We start from the raw sequence: 19,605 nt of genomic DNA, 5'->3' as shown, positions 1-19,605 counted from the left end.
TCCGGCGAATCGGCACGCCTCGCCGGACGGTCGTCGGCGGGATACGGTGCGAGGCCGACGGTGCCCGTTCGGTGGAAGGGAACCCGGACCGTGACGAACCCGTTCGACGACCCGGACGCCCAGTACCGCATGCTGGTCAACGATGAGGGGCAGCATTCCCTGTGGCCCGACGGCATCTCGGTGCCGGCAGGGTGGTCGGTCGCGTTCGGCCCGGCGAGTCGGGCGGACTGCCTCGACTACGTGACGGCGAACTGGACCGATCTGCGACCACGAAGCCTGGCCGCGCGCATGGACGGGCGACAGTAGTGGAACTCGACACCGCCGCCCGTTTCATCCAGCGCGCCGAGGCGGATCCAGCGGCGATCGCGCTGCGGTTCGGCACGCGGACCATGACCTTCGGCGAACTCGATGCGGCGTCCAGCCAGCTCGCACACCGGTTGCGGGAGTGTGGCGTGGCGGCCGAGGTCGTCGTCGGCGTGTCGATGGCCCGCGGCTTCCACACGCCCATCGCCCTGCTCGCAGTCGCCAAGGCCGGCGGGGTGTACCTGCCGGTCGACGCGAGCCTGCCGGCGATCCGGCTCAAGCACGTCGTGGATACGGCGAAACCCCGGCTGTTGCTCACCGAGTCGCCCATGGCCGATGACCTGCCCGACCTTGGCGTGCCGCTGCTGCGCTACGACCACGAACACGACCGGATCGCTGTGCTGCCCGCGGAGTGCCCGGAGCGGACGGTGGCGCCGGAGAACCTCGCGTACGTCGTGTTCACCTCGGGTTCCACCGGCGTACCCAAGGGCATCGAGCTGACCGGCCGCACGCTGAACCATCTGGTGGACTGGAGCATCGCCGCCAACCCGGACACCCGTGCCTGCGCCCAGCTCGCGCCGCTCGGGTTCGACGTCTCCGTGCAGGAGATGGTGGTCAGCCTGCTCGCCGGACGCACGCTGGTGCTGTTCGCTGCCGACCTGCGCCGCGAACCGGAGAAGCTGCTGCACACGCTGGCTCGGGACGGGGTCGACACCATGCACGTGCCGCCCGCCGTGCTGGTCGGGCTGGCGCAGGCATGGGAGCAGGACCGCGTCGAGCTGCCGCTTCGGGCTGTCTACACCGCTGGCGAGACGCTTCGGGTGACGCCGGAGGTGCGCCGCTTCATCGCCGCCGCCGGCAACGTCTTGCTGCAGAACGAGTGGGGCATGTCAGAGGCGCAGGTGGTCACCACCTGGCCGCTGACCGGCAAGCCGGACGGCTGGCCCGCGCAACCGCCCATCGGCCGGACCGTGCCCGGTGCCGAGTTGTATCTTGTGGACGCTCGATTGCGGCCGGTTCCGCCTGGTGACGTCGGTGAGCTGTACGTCGGCGGTGCGGCGATAGCACGCGGCTATCGGGCGCGCCCGGATCTCACCGCGGAACGCTTCGTGGCCAACCCGTTCGGTGAGCCCGGCTCGCGGATGTACCGGACCGGTGACCTCGGCCGCGTCCGGGACGACGGCGTCTTCGAGTTCGTCGGCCGCGCCGACCGGCAGGTCAGCCTCCGCGGCCACCGGGTCGAGCCGGGCGAGATCGACGCCGTCCTCGAACGACACGCCACGGTCGCTCGCGCGCTGACCGTGGTGCGGGACGGTCCGGGGGGCGGCCGGCTCGTGTCCTACGTTCAGGCCGCGCCGGACGTGGCGGAGCCGGCCGGGCTGCGCGCGCACGCGGCGGAGCATCTGCCCGAGCACATGGTCCCGGCGGCCGTGGTCGTGCTGGACGAGTTTCCGCTCAACACCAACGGCAAGGTCGACTACGCGGCGCTGCCGGAACCGGCGGTGGCGGGGCTCGGCCGCGGTCCCCGTTCGCCGAGCGAGGAGATCCTCTGCGCGCTGTTCGCCGAAGTGCTCGGCCTGCCCCGGGTCGGCATCGACGACAACTTCCGGGAGCTCGGTGGGCACTCGTTGCTGGGCGCCAAGCTTGTCGCGCGTATTCGCGGCGCGCTCGGGGTCGACCTGTCGATCCGTATACTGTTCGACGCGCCCACGGTCGCGCGTCTCTCCGCCCTGCTCCCGCGGACCGTCGAAGGCCCGCCGCCGATCCGGCCACCGAGCGAGCCACCAGCTGTGCTGCCCGTGTCGTTCGCGCAGCGCCGGTTCCTCTACGTCGAGCAACTCGACGGCTCGCGCGCGGCCTACACCGTCCGGATCGCGCTGACCCTGACCGGTGCGCTCGACCAGGACGCCCTGCGGAACGCGCTGCGCGACGTGATCGCACGGCACGAGCCGTTGCGTACGGTGTTCCCGGAGTCGGCGTGGGATCCGTGCCAGTCTGTGCTTCCGGCGCCCGAGGCCGCCGCTGTGCTGTCCATTCGGGATATCGCGGAAGCTGAGCTGGAGGCCGCGGTGGACGCGGCCGCGGCACACCGGTTCGACCTGCGTACCGATCGCCCCATCCGCGCCACGCTGTTCCGGGTGGACCCGCAGCGGCACGTCCTGCTGATCGTGGTGCACCACATCGCGGTGGACGGCTGGTCGGTGCCCATCCTCATGGGCGACCTTTCGCGGGCGTACGGGGCGCGTCTGGCCGGTCGCAGCACAGACTGGGCGCGACTCCCATTGCGCTATGCGGACTTCGCGATCTGGCAGCGCGATCTCTTCCACGACGGGCGAAGCCCGTGGAACCAGCGCGACCGGCAGGAGGCGTACTGGAAGTCCACCTTGGACGGGCTGCCGGAGGCGATCGCGCTGCCACTGGACCGGCCGCGCCCAGCGGTTCGCAGCGGCGTGCTCGGATCCGTGCCGGTCGAGATCGACGCCGACACCCACCGCCGGGTGGTGGAGCTGGCCCGGCGGACCGACACCACCACGTTCATGGTGGTGCAACTCGCGGTCGTGACCCTGCTGTCTCGGCTCGGCGGAGGCGCGGACATCCCGCTGGGCGTGCCGGTGGCCGGCCGTCCGGACGAGACACTCGCGGACCTGATCGGCTGCTTCGTGAACACCGTGGTGCTCCGCACCGATCTGGCCGGCAAGTCGACCGCGCTGGAGCTGCTGGCGACGCTCCGCGAGACCGACCTCGCCGCCTACGCCCACCAGGACCTGCCGTTCGAGCGCGTGGTCGACCTGGTCAACCCCGCTCGACGCGCCAACCGCCACCCGCTGTACCAGGCGATGCTGGCGTTCAACAACAACGTCGACATCGAGCCCCAATTCTCGGGCCTGCACGTGGACACCGAGGTGCGCTCCGGCAATCCCCAGGCGGACCTCGCGTTCGACCTGCGCGAGACCCGCGAAGGCATCCGCGGCGTGCTCGAGTTCGCCGTCGACGTCGTCGAGCCGGCGAGCGCGGCGACGATCGCGGCCCGGTTCACCCTCCTGGTCCGCCAGATCGTGGACGCGCCCGACCAGCCGCTCAGCGCGGCCGACCTGCTGCTGCCCGGAGAGCGGGACCGGCTGGCGCGAGACACCACGGGTGTCTCCGTGCCGTTGCCGAATGTCTCGCTGCCCGAACTGTTCCGCGATCAGGTCGCGCGCACACCCGAGCGGCCGGCGGTGATCTTCAAGGGCGTGAAGCTGACCTATGCCGAGCTCGACGAGCGGATCGAGCGCGGCGCCCGGGCGTTGCGGGCCGCGGGCGTGCTGCCGGGGTCGGTCGTGGCCGTGTCGATGCCGCGGTCGGCCGAACTGGTGGTGGCGCTCCACGCGGTACACCGCTCCGGTGCGGCTTACCTGCCGATCGACCCGGGCCAGCCGCCCGAGCGGACAGATTTCATGCTCGACGCTGTCCGGCCGAGCCTGGTGCTGACCGAGGGCGTCCTGGCCGACCTGCTCGCGAACCCACTCGGCGAAGATCCTGGACCGCTGCCCCCGCCGGACGCGGAGCGACCCGCGTACGTCATGTTCACCTCGGGCTCGACCGGGCGACCCAAGGGCGTCGTGGTGTCCCACCGGGCGGTCGCCAACAACCTGCGATGGGCACTTGCCAAGGGGTGGCTCAGCGCCGAGGACCGTCTGCTACACAAGGCATCCGTCGCTTTCGATATGTCGGTTCCGGAGGTCTTCGGTCCACTCATCGCGGGTGCCGCCGTCGTGGTGGTCCCGGACGGTGGGCATCGCGATCCGGGCTACCTCGCGGAGCTGGTGGCACGAGAGCGGATCACCGCCGTTCACATGGTGCCGGCATTGCTCCAGGCGTTTCTCGCGGAGCCGGCCGTCGCGGCCTGCACGTCGTTGCGCACGGTGTTCTGCGGCGGCGAGCGGCTTCCCCCCGCGGTTCGCGATCAATTCCATCGCATGTTGCGTGCGGACTTGGTCAACACCTACGGCCCGACCGAAACCGCGGTCTACGTCACCGAATGCCTCGTGCCGGCCGGATCGGAGCAGACGGTGCCGATCGGCCGGCCGCTGTGGAACAGCAGGGTGCACGTTCTCGACTCCGCCCTGAGGTCGACTCCGCCCGGCGTGGCCGGCGAGATATACCTCGCGGGCGCCCAACTCGCGGACGGTTACGCCAACCGGCCCGACCTGACCGCGGAGCGGTTCGTCGCCGACCCGTACGGCGGTCCTGGTGAACGTCTGTACCGTACCGGTGACCTGGGCCGCTGGCGTCCGGACGGCCTGCTGGAGTTCCTCGACCGCAACGACAGGCAGGTCAAGATCCGCGGCATGCGGGTGGAGCTCGGGGAGATCGAGGCGTTGCTTGCCGGGCAGGACGGCATCGCCCAGGCCGTCGTCGAGATCCGCTCGGACTCACCGGGCGGCGCCGGCCTGGTCGGGTATGTCGTGCCCGAGAAAGACGTGACGGTCGATGCCGGCGAGGTGCGCGCGCGGGCGGCGCGGTTCCTGCCCGAGTACATGGTGCCGGTCGCGGTCGTCGTGCTCGACGAGGTTCCGCGCACGATCAGCGGCAAGGTGGACCGGACCGCCCTGCCGGGGCCGGAGTTCGGCGCGACGGCGACCCGCCGCGCGCCGGGCACCCGGACCGAGGAGTTGCTGTGCGCGGTCTTCGCCGATGTGCTCGGCCTACCGGCTGTCGGCGTCGACGAGAGCTTCTTCGCGCTGGGCGGGCATTCGCTGCTCGGGGTGCGGTTGGCCTGGCGGTTGCGCCAGGAGATCGACGCCAATCTCTCGCTGCGTGACCTCGTCGAGTCACCTACCCCGGCTGGCCTCGCCGGCCGGCTCGACGTCGGCATGTCCGCCAGCGGGCTCGGCACCCTGCTGGCGCTGCGTCCGAACGGGACGCGGCCGCCGCTGTTCTGCCTGCCGCCGGTCACCGGGGTGAGCTGGTGCTACGCCGGGCTGGCCCGGCACGTCCCGGCGGAACTGCCGATCTACGGACTGCAGTCACCCCGGCTGAGCAGGTCAAGCTCGCTGCCCGGCAGCGTCGGGGAGTTCGCCGCCGAGTGCCTCGAGCAGATTCGTGCGGTGCGGACGGCCGGGCCGTACCACCTGCTCGGCTGGTCCTTCGGCGGTCTGGTCGCCTACGAACTGGCTGTGCTGCTGCGTGCCCAAGGGGAGGAGGTCGGCCTGCTCGCCTTGCTGGACAGCCACCTGCCCACGGACAATGAGCTACCGGCCGACGCCGCCGGTCTGTCCATCATGGACAAGAGGGCTGCGCTCGGCGAGCACGGTGTGGGCGTGGTGGAGCTGGAGGACGAGATCGTCGAGACGATTCATGCGGCAATGGTCGACAACCTGCGACTGGAGCAGACCTTCACGGCAAAGCCGTTCGCGGGCGACGTCACGTTCTTCACCGCGACCCGGAACCGCGCCGCGCACTGGCGCGGCGCCGAGCAGTGGGAGACGCACGTCGGCGGCCGGGTGGTCGACCATCCGCTGCCATGTGGGCACCTGCAGATGACCCGGCCGCGCATGCTCGCCGCGATCGGTAAGGCGATCGCACCGGAACTGTCGTGAGGACTTTCCCCCGCCCCGCCCCGGAGGTCCCCGGCGAGCTGACCCCGATGGGATACCTGTGGTGGCTGGCGAACGACCACAAGGGACCAATGTTGCTCGGCGGGTTGTACGGCGTGCTGTGCATGCTCGCCCAGGCACTGGTTCCGGCCGCGACCGGACAGGCGATCGACGCCGGGGTCGCCGCCAGGAACCCGGACGCGCTGCTCGCGTGGGGCGGCGTCGTGCTCGGTCTCGGCGTCGTACAGGCGGCGACGGGCATTCTGCGTGACCGCTGCGCACTGACAACCTCGCTGGGCGCCCGGTATCGGACCGTCCAGCTGGCCACGCGGCAGGCGGCCCAGCTTGGCGCGGCCTTGACCCGCAAGGTCTCCGAGGGCGAGGTGGTGAGCGTCGGGCTGGCCGACGTCACCCAGATCGGACGTGCCCTGGAGAGCACGGCGCACGCCGTCGGCGGTGTGATGGCCATCGTGGCCACGGCGACTGTCATGGTGGCCGCCTCGTGGCCGCTCGGCCTGGTCGTGCTGCTCGGCGTGCCGGCCATGGTCCTGCTGCTGGGGATGCTGGTGCGGCCGATCCACCGCCGGCAGGCCATGTTGCGGCAACGGCAGGCCGAGGTGACCGACCAGGCGGTGGACATCGTCAACGGGCTGCGGGTGGTGCGCGGCATCGGCGGCGAGGAGCAGCTGGGTCGCCGCTACCGGGCCGAGTCCCAGCGGGCCAGGCACGCCGGCGTCGCTGTCGCGGTAACCGAGAGCCAGCTGAACGCCCTGCAGCTCTTCCTGCCCGGCATCCTGGTCGCCGTCGTGGTGTGGCTGGGTGCGCACTGGGTGCTCGACGGTCGGCTCACCCCCGGACAGCTCGTCGCCTTCTATGCGTACGCGGTATTCCTGGCCCAGCCGCTGCGCCGGCTGACCAATGCGGTGGCGGCCATCACGAAGGGCCGGGTCGCGGCGGCTCGGCTGGTCCGGCTGCTGTCCCTGGACCCTGGGCTCGACCCGGCCGAACCCGGCGCGTCCTGGAGCTGGACCGACCCGCTGGCCGACCCCGCGTCGGGTGTCGTGCTGCGACCGGGCCGGTTCACCGCCGTCGTCGCGACGTCCACGGAGGACCCGGCGACGATCGCGGACCGGCTCGGCCGGCACGTCGACTCGGCCGCCACGCTCGGCGCCACGCCGCTGTCCAGCATCCCGGTCGACGAAATCCGCCGGAACGTGCTGCTGGTGCGCAACGACGACCTGCTGTTCTCCGGGACGCTGCGGACCGAGCTGGATCCGGCCGATCGACCGGAACGGCTGTCCGCGATGCTCGACGTCGTATCCGCGCGAGACGTCGTCGATGCCGTCGACGGCGGACTCGATCACGAGATGGCGGACTCCGGACGACAGTTCTCCGGCGGTCAGCAGCAGCGGCTGCGGTTGGTACGCGGTCTGATGGCGGACCCGGAGGTGCTGATGCTGCTCGAGCCGACCAGCGCTGTGGACGCGCACACGGAGGCACGCGTCGCGGCCCGGCTGAAGTCGGCCCGGTCGGGCCGGACGACCGCTGTGTTCACCACCAGCCCGGTCTTGCTGGCACAGGCCGATGACGTGCTCCTGGTCGAGTCCGGGCAGGTGGTCGCCGAGGGATCGCATCACGACCTGCTCTCCGACGCCCGCTACCGGGAGCTCGTGGTGCGCGCTGGGGGAGACGCGGCATGACGACCCTCCCGATCGCCACGCCGCGGCGGATGCGCGCGTCCGCCTGGCGGCTCCTCCTCCGCTATCCGGGGCAGCTCGTCGCGGTTCTCTCGGTGCACGGACTCAGCGCGGCTTTCGGCCTGGTCGGGCCCTGGCTGCTGGGCAACCTCGTCGAAGATGTGGCCGGTGGTGCGGCGGACGTGACCCGCGTCGCCGTGCTGGTGCTCGTGTTCATCGCCACGCAAGCCCTCTGCTCCGGGATCGCGGTGTACCTCTCCGCCCGATTGGGCGAAAAGGTGCTGGCCGAGCTGCGCGAGGATTTCGTCGCGGGTGTGTTGGCCATCCCGCTGGCGACCGTGGAGCACGGATCCGGCGACATCCTCACCCGTACCACCCGGGACATCGACACGCTGGCGCGCTGCGTACGACAGGCAGTGCCGGACGTGCTGATCTGCGCGGTCACGGTCGTGATCACGATCGGCGGCATCGTCCTGCTCGGTCCGCTGCTCGCCCTGCCCTGCCTGGTCGCCGTGCCCTTCCTGTGGGCGTCCACGCGCTGGTACCTGGCGCGGGCCCACGACGGGTACCTGCGGGAGGCAGCGGCTTATTCCCTGATCACCGAAGGGCTCACGGAAAGCGTGCGGGGCGCGCGCACCGTCGACGCGCTACGGCTCGGCTCTCGACGGATGGACAGGGCCAACCGGGACATCGCCGGGGCCTACGCCGCCGAGCGGTACACGCTGCGGCTGCGCACGGTCTACCTGCCGGTCGCCGACATGTCCTACGTCCTGCCGGTCGTCGCCACCCTGGTGATCGGCGGCCTGCTGCACATCCGTGGCATGGTGAGCCTGGCGGCGGTCACCGCGGCCACCCTCTACACGCAACAGCTGCTGGTGCCGGTCGACCGCATGCTGTTCTGGCTCAACGAGATCCAGACCGGCGGCGCGGCCTTGGCGCGGGTAATCGGGATCGAGTGTCACCGGCCCGAAGCACACACGGAAGGCGACCACGATGTGCCGCAGGCGAACGACGTCCGGGTGCGTGGCCTGACCTACGCATACCGAGCGGGCCGGGATGTGCTGCGCGCCCTCGAACTGGACGTCGCGCCGGGTGAGCGGCTCGCTGTGGTGGGGCCGTCCGGCGCCGGGAAGTCGACGCTGGGCCGGCTGCTCGCCGGCATCTACCGGCCGCGCACCGGAACCATCACCGCGGGTGGAGCATCACTTTCGGACCTGCCGTTCGAGCGGCTGCGCCAGCAGGTCGCCCTGGTGACCCAGGAGCACCACGTGTTCCGGGCGACGCTGCGCGAGAACGTCGCGATGGTGCGCCCGGACGTCACGGACGACGAGCTGGAACGCGCGCTGCGGGCGGTCGGCGCCTGGGAATGGGCGCGGCCGCTCGGCCTGGACACACCGCTCGGTGCCGGCCGCGTCGAGCTGTCACCGGCCCACGCCCAGCAGCTCGCGCTCGCCCGGATCGTGGTCGCGGCCCCGCACACGCTGGTCCTCGACGAGGCGACCGCTTTCCTGACGCCGCAGGCCGCGCGGGCGCTCGAGCAGTCGCTCCAGTCGGTCCTGAGTGGACGAACGGTCATCGCGATCGCGCACCGGTTGCACACCGCCCACGACGCCGACCGGATCGCGATGATGCTGGACGGCCGGATCGTGGAAACCGGCTCGCACAACCAGCTGATCGAGCGCGGGGAACGGTACGCCGCGCTGTGGGAGTCATGGTGTCGGGGTTCCGAGGAACCAGCCGGGAACATCAACTAGGAGCCGCTATGCGCGTCGCCCTCACCCACAACCTGCGCGTCAGCGCGGACTCCACCGAGGCGCGGTATGCGCCGCCCGAGACCGTCGACGGCTTGGTGGCGAGCCTGACCAGGCTGGGCAACGAGGTGGTGCCGGTCGAGGTGTCCGGCCCGGTGGCCGACACGATCACCCGGCTTCGGGACTGCGCTCCGGACGTGGTCTACAACATCAGCGAGGGCTGGCCGGACGGGCCAGGCCAGGAGTTCTTTCCCGCGCTGTTCAGCCACCTTGGCTACCCGCACACCGGTTCCGACGCGGCGGTACTCACCCTGGCGATCGACAAGCACCTGACCAAGCTTGTCCTGCGCGCGCAGGGGGTACGCACCCCGCGCTGGCAGTTCCTACGCGAGCCGGAGGGCTACGATCCGGACATCGCCGGCTTTCCCGCCATCGTCAAGCCGAACTCCGAGGGCACCTCGCGGGGCATCACGCAGGAGTCGGTGGTGGATTCGGCGAGCGCGGCGCGCACGCGGATCAAGCTGCTGCTCTGCGAGTACCCGGCGGGCGTGCTGGTGGAGCAGTACGTCGCCGGCCGGGACGTGAGCGTTGACTACCTGGAGGCGGTGGACAACGCGTTCGGCGGCGTCATGACCCCGCAGGAGATCGAGATCCAGGAAGAGCGGTCGCACAACATCCTCGACTACGGCTTCAAGAACTTCCGGTATCGAATGGCGGCCGAGCCGGAGCCGCGGGTGCGGTTCCACATGCCACCGAGGTTGCCGGACGACGTCATCGAACAGATTCGCGGCGCGGCCCTGGCCAGTGTCACCGCCGTCGGTATGGTGGACATCGCTACCGTCGACTTCCGCGTGGACGACGCCGACGTGCCGTACGTGCTGGAGGTCAACGCCTTGCCACGGCTGGACCCGGATCTGGTAGTCCGCCGCGGCGAAAGTTTCGCCGGCGTCCGGCCGGAGGACGCCGTGGTGGCCGCCGTTCTCGTCTCGGCGACCCGACGATACGGCCTGCCGTGGGACGTTGCCTGAACGCTCACTGGTGGACGTTGAGCCGGACAGGCGCATCCGTCCTGTCGCCTACAACACGCCGCTCGACATGGGACTCTCGGTCCCCAGCAGGCTCTCGGAAATTCGTGACGAGCCGAAGGCGGTCGCGCTGCGCTCGGAGTATGCGCGGATGGTACGGGTGGCGTCGAGCAACTCGTCCCAGCCGGCGTGGCTGAAGATGCGGCACCAGTCCATGGAGATCTCGTCGAAGTCGATCACATCGGTGTGACCATACTTGTCCGGCATCTTCTCCAGCAGCGCCTCATCGAGGATCTCGAAGCCCTTTTCCCGCGCCGCAGCGCGTGCCTGGTCGGGGTTCATCAGCCAGCGGCCGGTCCTCGCGCCGAGGTCCGGATAGAGGGGCTGGGCCTGCAGCCCCGCCATCATGTCGTTGTCGATCAGCCATCGGGCGAAGTCGACGGTGTGGTCGAGGCTCTCCTGGTTCTCGCCGGGGCCACCGAGTACCAGCGAGCCGTAGATGAGGATGCCCGCGTCGCGCAGCAGGGTCGCCGCCCGCCGGTTGTTCTCCAGGCTGTCGCGGGGTCCTTTGAGGAGCTTCAGCATCCGGGTGTCGCCCGACTCCAAACCCATGTTGACCCGGTACACGCCGAGCCGGCGGTAGAGGTCCATCAGGCGCGGGGTGACCTCGGCGGCCTGGGTGTAGACGAAGAACCTAGGGTCGCCGATGTCCGCCGGCTTCGCCTCGGCCAGCCGCGCCACCCAGCGCGGCGAGCTGCTCATGCTGTCGAAGGCCTCGTAGAAGATCGTCGCACCCACCTGCCGCTGCCCGGCCCGCACGTCCGCCCAGAAGAGCTCGGGGGAGGAGAACCGCAGGGTGAGATCCAGGATCCCGCAGAAGTGACACGGGGACTTGACCCGTGCGCAGCCACGTGCCCGGTTCATCGTGGTGACCCCGCTGACGTCCTCGTCACCGTGCAGGCGGCCGTACACGTCCAGGTAGTTGCGCAGGTACCTCGCCCAGTTCGATTCCGGCATCAGCGATCGGTCGGGGACCGGGATCGCGTCGAGGACCGTGCTGGACAGCGCGCCGCCCGGAGCAGTGGGCATCTCCGGCAGGTCGTTGTGGGCGATTCCGGTCGGCGTCCGATAGAACAGCTGAGGCACCGACTCGATGGGCCGGTCGCCCGACAGCGCCGCCACGAAAGCGGACAGGGCGAACTCGCCGACGTCTGCCGCGCTCACGTAGTCCACACTCTCCCGGTGTGCGAGGATCTGCCGCGCCATGGTCGCGGCGTGGTCGTTGCCGAGGATGGTCGTCGCGCCCGCGTGCTTGCCGAGCTCGGTCAGGCGCAGGGTGTTGGCGTACGACGTGCCGAGTGCGCTCACGCCGAGCACGTCCGGCTCGAAGTCCGCGATCAGCCGCTCGATCTCGGCCATCGGCGTGACCTGTCCGTCCAGCGCGATGACGTTCAGCTCAGGGTGGTCGCGTTGGAGCACGGTGGCCAGGGAGACCACGCCGAGTGCGGGAAACGTGCCGTCGTTGGCGATCGAGGACACGTCGGCGTCGGTTCCCGCGTTGACCAGGAGCACCTTCTGTACCGGCCGCACGCCTTCTCCTCGGGGATCTCTTGACCGTCCGGTGTAGACACTCGGGTCGTGCCGGCTGCTGTGAGCATACGAACCGTCGCGTGTTCAATCGAGCGGCCCGGTTTCGTGCAACTGAAAAGCGTCCGGCAGTTGCACGCGGCCGTCAGCGGGTGGACGCGGCCGCCGCGGACACGCCGAGATGATCGCGCAGCGTCGTGCCCTCGTACTCGCTTCGGAACACGCCGCGCTCCTGCAGAATCGGCACGACCGTCGCGGTGAACTGCTCGAGCGCGTGCGGAAGGATGTGCGGCACCATGATGAACCCGTCGCAGGCGCCGGCCGACACCATCGACATCATCTGGTCGGCGATCGTGCTCGGCGACCCGATGAACGTCTGCCAGCCCATGATGTGGATCACGAGCTCACGGATGGTGTAGTTTTTCGCCTCGGCCAGCTCCCGCCATTCCCGCGCGGTCGCGATGCGGTCCGGGTAGTGCCGCACGCCGGCCAGCTCACTGGCCCGGGTTCCCTCGAGCAGCGGATCGACCTCGGGTAACGGGCCATCCGGGTCGTACGCGCTCAGGTCCCGGTTCCACAGCGACTCGAGGAATGTGATCGCGGTCCGACCGTCGACCTGCTGGTGGCGTACGGCCATGGCGACCTCGCGTGCCTCGGCGTCGGTGTCGCCGATCGCGAACGTGCTGGCGGGCAGGATGAGCAGGGAGTCGTTCGTGCGTCCGTAGCGGGCCAGGCGGCCCTTGACGTCCGCGTAGAACGCGATCTTCTCCTCGACCGGGCTGTACATGCCGAAGATCGCGTCCGCCCTTGCGGCCGCGAACTCGCGACCCTCATCCGACGTACCCGCCTGGAAGACCACCGGCCTGCCCTGCGGACCGGGTGGCACGCCGAAGTGGCCGGCGATGTCGAACTGGGCGTCGCGATGCTCGAAGGCGCCCACGTCCGGGTCGGCGACGAACCGCCCGGACTCCTTGTCCACCAACAGGTCGCCGTCCCGCCAGGAAGCCATGATCCTCATGACGGCGTCCAGGAACAGCTCGGCCCGCTCGTACCGTTGCTCCTTGCGAAGAAAACTGCCGCGCCGGAAGTTCTCCCCGACGAACCGGTCCCATGACGTCACCACGTTCCAGCCGGCGCGCCCGGCGCACAGGTGGTCGAGGGTGGCGAACTGCCGGGCCACCTCGTACGGCTCGTTGAAGGTGGAGTTTATCGTGGCGGTGAGGCCGATCCGGTCGGTCACCGCGGCGAGCGCGGCGAGGACCGTGAAGTTGTCCGGCCGGGTGGCCAGGTCCCGTTCGTAGATGCGCCCGTTCTGCTCGCGCAGCCGCAGGCCCTCAGCGAAGAAGACGAAGTCGAACTTCGCCTGCTCGGCGTTGCCGGCGAACTGGACATAGGTATCGAAGTCGAGGTAGCTGCCGGAGCGCGGATCGTTCCACACCGTGTTGCTGTTGGTGCCGGGAAACATCGCACCGAGGTGGATCTGTCTCATGTGGTCCCACCCCTCGTATAGCGGCTGCCGGGTCGGGGCAGGCCGAGCCGGCCACGTAGGGTTTCCGCCGGTCGCGCGTTGGGGAACATCCCGCGGCGGCGGAGTTCCGCGACCAGCGGGCCGCAGATCTGGTCCAGGTCATGGGGAAGCGCGGCCGGTCTGAGCCGAAAGCCGGCCAACCCGACGGTTCGCCACTCGTGCATCAGGTCGGCGAGCTCCGCAGGAGTCCCGGCAACGGTCTTCGCGTCGGTGGGGCACGGGCCGCCGAGGTCGTCGAGCCGCGATCTGCGCTCGCGAGCCCGGCCCGGCTCGACGTCGAGGAACACCGTGAGATCGGCGAAGACGTGAATCTCCTCGTTCTCCCGGCTGGCATCGCCCTGCGCCGCACGAACCCGGTCCACGACCTGCCGTGCCCGCGTGCGGTCGGCCGGGGTGGCGAACACCACGTCCGCGGTTCTGGCGGCCAACCGGACGCCGTCATCGTCGGGCGCGCACACGCACACCAGGGGTTGTCCCTGGGGCGGGCGGGCGACGACCGACGGTCCCTTGACATCGAACCACCGGCCGTGGAAGTCGATGTGGTGCAACCGATCGGCGTCGACGAACCGCCCGGTCGCACCGTCCTGAATCACCGCGTCGTCCTCCCAGCTGTCCCAGAGCTCGCGGACGACCTCGACATAGTCGGCGGCTTCGGTCAGCGACTCCTCGACGCTCGCGGCCCCGCGTCTACCGAACAGCGCCGTCTCGTGCAGGGCGGCCGTTCTTGGACTCCATCCGGCGCGGCCACGACTGATCAGGTCGAGGGTGGCGATCGCCCGAGAGGTGTGGAACGGCTCGGTATGGGTGACCGTGACGGTCGGTACGAGTCCGATATGACTGGTTGCCGGCGCCACCCGTGCCGCGACCTGCACCGCGTCCATCCGTCCTCGCACCCGGTGCGGATCCGTGGTCTGGATGGTCATCGAGTCCTCGATGGTGACAAAGTCCACGCCGCCGCGCTCGGCCGCAACCACGAGGGCGGTCCAATACCCCGGCGTGGTCAGCCGGTCCGGACGCGCGTCCGCCTCGCGCCACGCGGCCGGATGCCAGCCGGCCCCGTCGAGTGCGACCGCGAACAGCAACGGTGTCCTGGTCATGAGTGTTCCTTCGGGTAGGGGCAGTCGTACTCGTCCATGGCGTGCATGAGCGCGGACAGGTCGCGGGCACACCCGGACGCCGCGACCGCGAGCCGCCGGGCCACCCTGCGCCGTGCGTCGCGGGTCTTCTCCTGGCTCAGCTTGAACATCGCGTCCACGGTCTCGACCTCGAAGTGAAATGCGCCGACACCTCGCACGATGCTGCGGAAATAGCCGTGCGACGGCTCTGGATCCCAGTTGTCGCCAAAGGTTTGCTCGAACACGTCCGCGGTACGGGCCACGACCGTGAAGGTGTCGTCCCCTTCGGGCAGCGGCGACACGGTGCCGGTCAGGTGGACCGCCACGAAGTTCCAGGTGGGTGCCGCGGGCGTGGTGTGGTAGCTCATCGGTGTGATGTAGGAGTGCGGTCCGGTGAATACGAGTTTTGCCGCGCCGCCGCGGGCGAGCTCGGCCCAGTGCGCGTTGGCCCGGTTCATGTGCCCCCACAGCGTCTCGCCGGTCAACCCGGTGACGGGTCCTGGCGGCAGGACCACGGGAACATGCGTGGCGTACGGCAGGGAGTGGCCATTGCTGATCAGCAACGCGAGTGGATGACGCTGAACCAGTTCGTAGGCCCATGCCTCATCTGCCTGGTAGATCGTCGGCACGTGCATGGCGGCTCCTGTGCGGTGGAAGTCGATGCCGCGTCACCAGGTGACGGGAAGTCGGTGGGCCCCGTAGAAGCCCAGGTCGTCGGCAAGGGGGATCTCGGCGGCGGGAACGGCGAGGCGCAAGGTGGGGAGCTGGTCGCACAGCGCGAGATAGCCGGCCCGCAGCTCGAGTCTGGCGAGGTTCTGCCCAAGGCACTGGTGGATGCCGAAACCGAACGCGAGGTGGCCTCGGACGCGGCGACCGACGTCGAGCACGTCCGGCGCGTCGAAGCGTTCGGGGTCGCGGTTGGTCAACGGGAGCAATACCGTGACGCTCTCCCCGGCACGGACCCGCAGCCCGCCCAGTTCGACGTCCTCCAGCGGCGTCCTCGGTACCCCGAACTGGAAGATGGTCAGGTAACGGAGCAGCTCCTCGACCGCGTCGTCGACGAGCTCGGGGTGGTCGCACAGGGCGGCCCACTGCGAACGCTCTCGCAGGAGGGCGAAAGTGCCCAGGCTGAGCATGCTCGCGCTCGTCTCGTGTCCAGCCGTGAGCAGCAGCACCCCGAGGCCGGCGATCTCCTCGTCTGCCAGGGTGCCCTCGGTCGCGAGTTCGCTCAGCAGGTCCTCGTCGGGGTCGCGCCGCTTGCGTCGGGCCAGCTCGAGCAGGTAGGCGTCGAGTTGTCGCATGGCCTCGTCGGCCTCCTCGAGGTCGACCTCCAGGCTGAACAGCGTCCTGCTGTTGCGCTGGAACTCCGCGCGGCTCTCGTACGGCACGCCGAGCAGCTCGCAGATCACCGATGACGGGACAGGAAGGGCGAACTCCTGGACCAGATCCGCTGGTGGCCCGCACCGCCGCAGGTGCGCGATCCGTTCGGCCACAACGGCTTCCACGCGCGGCCGCAGGCGGGCCAGCCTGCGAATCGTGAAGTGTGGGCCGACCAGCTTGCGGATCCGGGTGTGGTCCGGCTGGTCCATGTCGACGAGCCAGCCTGGCATCGGCGGGCGGCCGGCGAAATGCCCCGCGCCCGGCCGGCCAACCGGTACGCGTTTGAGATCCGACCGCGCGCTGAACTGTGGGCTGGACAAGACTTCCCTGGCGAGCCCATAGCCGATGACGAGCCACCCCTCGTGGCCGTCAGGGTATCGCAACCGACACAGCGGTGTTCGGCCGCGCAAGCTCAGCAATGCGGCCGGTGGGTCGAAAGGCCGCTCCCTGGCGAACGGCAATGCCGCGAGTCGAACCGTCTCCATGTCACCGTCCCGGATAGCCCCGAACCCCGTCCCGTGCAACGGGTACGAGACTCACGGGCGGCGCGGTGCCGCGCAAGGCCGGCCGGCGTACGAGTGCGAACATCTCGCACTTGCACAGGAACCATTGCCTCGCCCGTCGTCATTCGACCGTGCGCGCGGTGAGTTCGTATGCTCCGCAACGAGCTGTGATCCGCACCGTCCAGACCAGGCACACGGAGGTCGCCACGTGGCTCGGCTTCTCATCGGCCATGACGTCAACGAGGATCTGCGGTTGCGGCGGTCCTCCGGGACCTACGCGCAGCGACTGCTGTGGTTCGCGCAAGACGGCGACGTACTGGTGCTCCCGGTGGCGCCGGACGAGGCGTTCGCGGAGCACGTCACCGAACTGACCGGGACCGACATGTCGACCCTGCGGGTCGTCGTGCCGCCACCGGGCAAGGGATCGATCGGACAACTGAGCCGGGACCGCCTGCGCGACCCAGGATTTCTCGAGGCGTTACGAGCGGCGACGGCCGACAAGGAGATCGATCTCGTCTCCGCGCTGTGGCCCGACTCGCGTATCGTGGAACTGGCCGGCGTGCTGGGACTGGAAAGCGCGGTGCCGGGCTCGGGCTTCCTGAGCCAGAGCGGAGACGCGCTGGCCAACAGCAAGGCGTTCTTCCGCACGCTCGCGGCCGGGGTCGGTGTGCCTATCGCGGACGGCGCCGTGTGCCTGACCCGCGATGTCGCTCGCGACACGATGTGCCGGCTGCTCGGCGCCGGCCACCCCGTGATCCTCAAGCACGAGTTCTTTTCCGGTGGCTGGGGCAACGACATCGTCAGCCTCACCGTTGACTTCCAACCGATCGGGGCGACCCGCATGACGGTCCTGGCGGGCTTGTCGGGAGTGGAGACGTTCCTCGCCGAGCGGTGGGGTTACCTGACGGACGACGGACGGCACTCCCTCGTCGTCGAGCGATACCACCCCGACAGCACGGCCGCCTTCGCGGAGTTCTCGATCAGCGACGACGGTGTGGCGCTGGGGGGAACGGGGATGTTGTACTCCCTGCCCTACGTGGCATCCGTCCTGCCGGCGTCAGGCATCTCCCGTGCGGAACTCGACGCCGTAATCGCAGGCGCTCGTCTCCTGTGCGAGGCGATGCGAGCCATCGGGTACCGCGGCATCCTCGGGCCGGACGCGATCGTGACTCCCGACGGCGAGATACTGTTCACCGAGCACAACGGCCGGGCGACCGGATCGACCCACATGTACGGCGTCATCGGCAAGAAGGTCATCGGGCCCGGCTTCGGGAAGGACCGCGTCATCGTCGACCGGCAACCAACGGTCCCGTGGTCGGTGGCCTCCTTCCGCGAGGCCGCCGACCGGCTACGTGGCTCCGACATCGCCTTCGATCCGGCGACGAGGCGTGGTGTGATGCTGGTCCAGCCGTTCAACGTGATGACCGGCTCCATCCCGTACGTCGTCGTCGACGACTCCGTCGAAGTCGCAATCAAGACCGAGCGCCTGCTCGGCGAGCTGTTCGACTTCGCCCCCGAGATCCCATAAGGAGCGGAACGTGTTGACGCATCACGACTTACGCGTCGCCGACTCGGTCGTGCGCGTCGCCGTCGACCCCAGCGCGGGCACGGGCTCGACGGTGTGGCCGAGCATCGGTGAGTATCCGATTTACAACGCGTCCCTCTACCAGGTACTCAGCGAGGACCAGGCACGCAACCAACGGTTCTCCGACGCGTTGCGAACCCTGGTGCCCAACAAGGTCTCGCTGGACATCGGCACGGGCCAACACCTCAACTGGGCGCGGGAATGCCTGGGTCACGGCGCCGACCACGTGCTGGCCATGGAGGTGATGGCGGAGACCTTCCGTGTCGCGTCGGCGAACCTGCGTCGGTGGGGGCTGACGGACAAGATCACGCTGCTGGAGGGAGCTTCCACGTCGCTGCGGATCGAGCCCCGCGCTCAGGTGTGCGTCGCGGAGGTGATCGGGTCGATCGCGGGCGCGGAAGGGGCGGCAGCGACGTTCGCCGACGCGCGGCGGCGGCACCTCACCGAGGACGGGGTGGTCGTCCCGGACCACTGCATGACGCGCGCGGCCGCCGTGTGTCTCCGCGCCGTCCTCGACCAGCACGACGTCGCCTTCTCCCCGGACGCGATCGAGCACCTGGCGAGGATCTTCGACTGGAATCAGGCCCCGTTCGACGTCCGGTTGCGTATCCGCAACCCCGCTACGGAGGGCGTGGTCTCCACCGATGAGCCGGTCGAGATCCTCGACCTCAACGGTGACCTGCGCGTCGAGCAGGAGCGGCCGGTCGAACTGGTCATGGAGCGTCCGGGACGGGTCGACGGCATCCTGCTCTGGCTGCAGCTGCGCTGCCGTTCCGGCGAGCCCCCGCTCGACACCCTGCGCGAGCAGACCAGTTGGGCATCTGTCTACTTTCCGTTGTTCGACACGGAGATACCCGTTCGCCGTGGAGACCGGCTCGACCTGCTCTTCCGGACGGCCCTGAGTGACGACGGCATACATCCCGACTACGAGGTCTCCGCCGTGCTGCACACCGCGGGCGGCGTCCATCGCGCCCGGCACGTCTCGCCTCACCACGGCCGCACCTTCCGCAGCCGTCCCCTTTACCGGCGCCTCTTCCCCTGACCGCCGAACCCGACGACCGGATGCCGGCGGGTCGCTACCGGCGTGGAGCCGGACGCGATCGTCGAGGTGATCAACGCCGCGCAAGGCGAGCACGCGGCGGCTCAGGCAGAGATCGACAACACACCCGCGCCGGACCTCGAGGCACGGCACCCCCACGGCCTTTCCGCGTACGGGGTTGATCTGTGGGTGCCGGAGTTGGGCGGGAGGTTCGACCCGCGCAACCCCTCGCACAAGATGCTGATGAGTGTGCTCGGCGGAATGAGTGAGTCGGAGCGTCAGCACGTGCAGGCGCGTGTCCGGGCGGCGATGGACTCTCAGGTGATCAACGAAGGACGGCATCAGGGTGGCCGGGCGCAATTCGCGGTCTGCGGACCTGCCGGACTCACCAGGCGCGGGCCGCGTCACGGCGGGACGGCTCGTCACGTCCTCGCTCGCGGCGTCCACCCGACCGCGGCGGTCGAGGATCTGGATCAGTTGCTCGTCCGGCTCGCCCACGGCCAGGCTCGGTGC

Annotated in this window: 12 protein-coding genes and 1 pseudogene; 8 read left to right on the top strand and 5 right to left on the bottom strand. The window is 69.8% G+C overall.

The features are described from left to right. Positions 1 to 90 precede the first annotated feature (90 nt). Genes VH969_RS03410 through VH969_RS03390 form a run of 5 tightly spaced genes read left to right on the top strand, consistent with a single transcriptional unit; the run spans position 91 to position 10,358 of the window. Positions 91 to 306, top strand: coding sequence for an MbtH family protein (locus VH969_RS03410; RefSeq protein WP_331970170.1), 216 nt, complete (start codon positions 91 to 93; stop codon positions 304 to 306). Next, positions 306 to 5,885, top strand: a complete 5,580-nt coding sequence (locus VH969_RS03405; protein WP_331970167.1) for a non-ribosomal peptide synthetase — start codon at positions 306 to 308, stop codon at positions 5,883 to 5,885. Before VH969_RS03410 ends, VH969_RS03405 begins: the two co-directional genes overlap by 1 nt. After that, a complete protein-coding gene (locus VH969_RS03400) occupies positions 5,882 to 7,582 on the top strand; it encodes an ABC transporter transmembrane domain-containing protein (RefSeq protein WP_331970165.1) in 1,701 nt (566 codons plus the stop codon). The genes VH969_RS03405 and VH969_RS03400 overlap by 4 nt, the downstream gene beginning before the upstream one ends. Further along, complete coding sequence (locus VH969_RS03395; protein ID WP_331970162.1) at positions 7,579 to 9,333, top strand: ABC transporter ATP-binding protein; 1,755 nt, start codon at positions 7,579 to 7,581, stop codon at positions 9,331 to 9,333. The genes VH969_RS03400 and VH969_RS03395 overlap by 4 nt, the downstream gene beginning before the upstream one ends. 8 nt (positions 9,334 to 9,341) lie before the next feature. Continuing rightward, positions 9,342 to 10,358 carry a D-alanine--D-alanine ligase family protein gene (locus tag VH969_RS03390; RefSeq protein WP_331970159.1) on the top strand — a complete coding sequence of 339 codons (1,017 nt, stop codon included), beginning with the start codon at positions 9,342 to 9,344 and terminating at the stop codon, positions 10,356 to 10,358. A 48-nt stretch (positions 10,359 to 10,406) separates the two neighbouring features. On the opposite strand, the gene VH969_RS03385 is transcribed toward VH969_RS03390, so the two are convergent. The 5 genes from VH969_RS03385 to VH969_RS03365 form a co-directional block, all read right to left on the bottom strand. Continuing rightward, complete coding sequence (locus VH969_RS03385) at positions 10,407 to 11,945, bottom strand: B12-binding domain-containing radical SAM protein (RefSeq protein WP_331970156.1); 1,539 nt, start codon at positions 11,943 to 11,945, stop codon at positions 10,407 to 10,409. Between the two features lie 142 nt (positions 11,946 to 12,087). Then, complete coding sequence (locus tag VH969_RS03380) at positions 12,088 to 13,431, bottom strand: NtaA/DmoA family FMN-dependent monooxygenase (RefSeq protein ID WP_331970153.1); 1,344 nt, start codon at positions 13,429 to 13,431, stop codon at positions 12,088 to 12,090. Continuing rightward, positions 13,428 to 14,567: an LLM class flavin-dependent oxidoreductase gene (locus VH969_RS03375; protein WP_331970150.1), complete on the bottom strand. Its 1,140-nt coding sequence runs from the start codon at positions 14,565 to 14,567 to the stop codon at positions 13,428 to 13,430. The genes VH969_RS03380 and VH969_RS03375 overlap by 4 nt, the downstream gene beginning before the upstream one ends. Further along, on the bottom strand, positions 14,564 to 15,220 hold the full coding sequence (locus VH969_RS03370; RefSeq protein WP_331970146.1) for an FMN-binding negative transcriptional regulator: 657 nt from the start codon (positions 15,218 to 15,220) through the stop codon (positions 14,564 to 14,566). The genes VH969_RS03375 and VH969_RS03370 overlap by 4 nt, the downstream gene beginning before the upstream one ends. Before the next feature lie 33 nt (positions 15,221 to 15,253). Beyond that, a complete protein-coding gene (locus VH969_RS03365; RefSeq protein WP_331970143.1) occupies positions 15,254 to 16,426 on the bottom strand; it encodes a cytochrome P450 in 1,173 nt (390 codons plus the stop codon). A 250-nt stretch (positions 16,427 to 16,676) separates the two neighbouring features. Here VH969_RS03365 and VH969_RS03360 point away from each other — a divergent pair, with 250 nt between their 5' ends. From VH969_RS03360 to VH969_RS03350, 3 genes and pseudogenes are all read left to right on the top strand, one after another. Further along, positions 16,677 to 17,996, top strand: coding sequence for a preATP grasp domain-containing protein (locus VH969_RS03360; protein ID WP_331970140.1), 1,320 nt, complete (start codon positions 16,677 to 16,679; stop codon positions 17,994 to 17,996). Between the two features lie 10 nt (positions 17,997 to 18,006). After that, positions 18,007 to 19,095: an SAM-dependent methyltransferase gene (locus tag VH969_RS03355; protein ID WP_331970137.1), complete on the top strand. Its 1,089-nt coding sequence runs from the start codon at positions 18,007 to 18,009 to the stop codon at positions 19,093 to 19,095. A 42-nt stretch (positions 19,096 to 19,137) separates the two neighbouring features. Beyond that, positions 19,138 to 19,605 (top strand): annotated as a pseudogene (locus VH969_RS03350) (hypothetical protein); the annotation flags it as partial.

The sequence above is a fragment of the Actinophytocola sp. genome (assembly GCF_036555685.1).
Classification (GTDB): Bacteria; Actinomycetota; Actinomycetes; order Mycobacteriales; family Pseudonocardiaceae; genus Actinophytocola.
The sequence above is the reverse complement of the archived record's forward strand: the minus strand, read 5'-3'. Positions and strand labels throughout refer to the sequence as shown.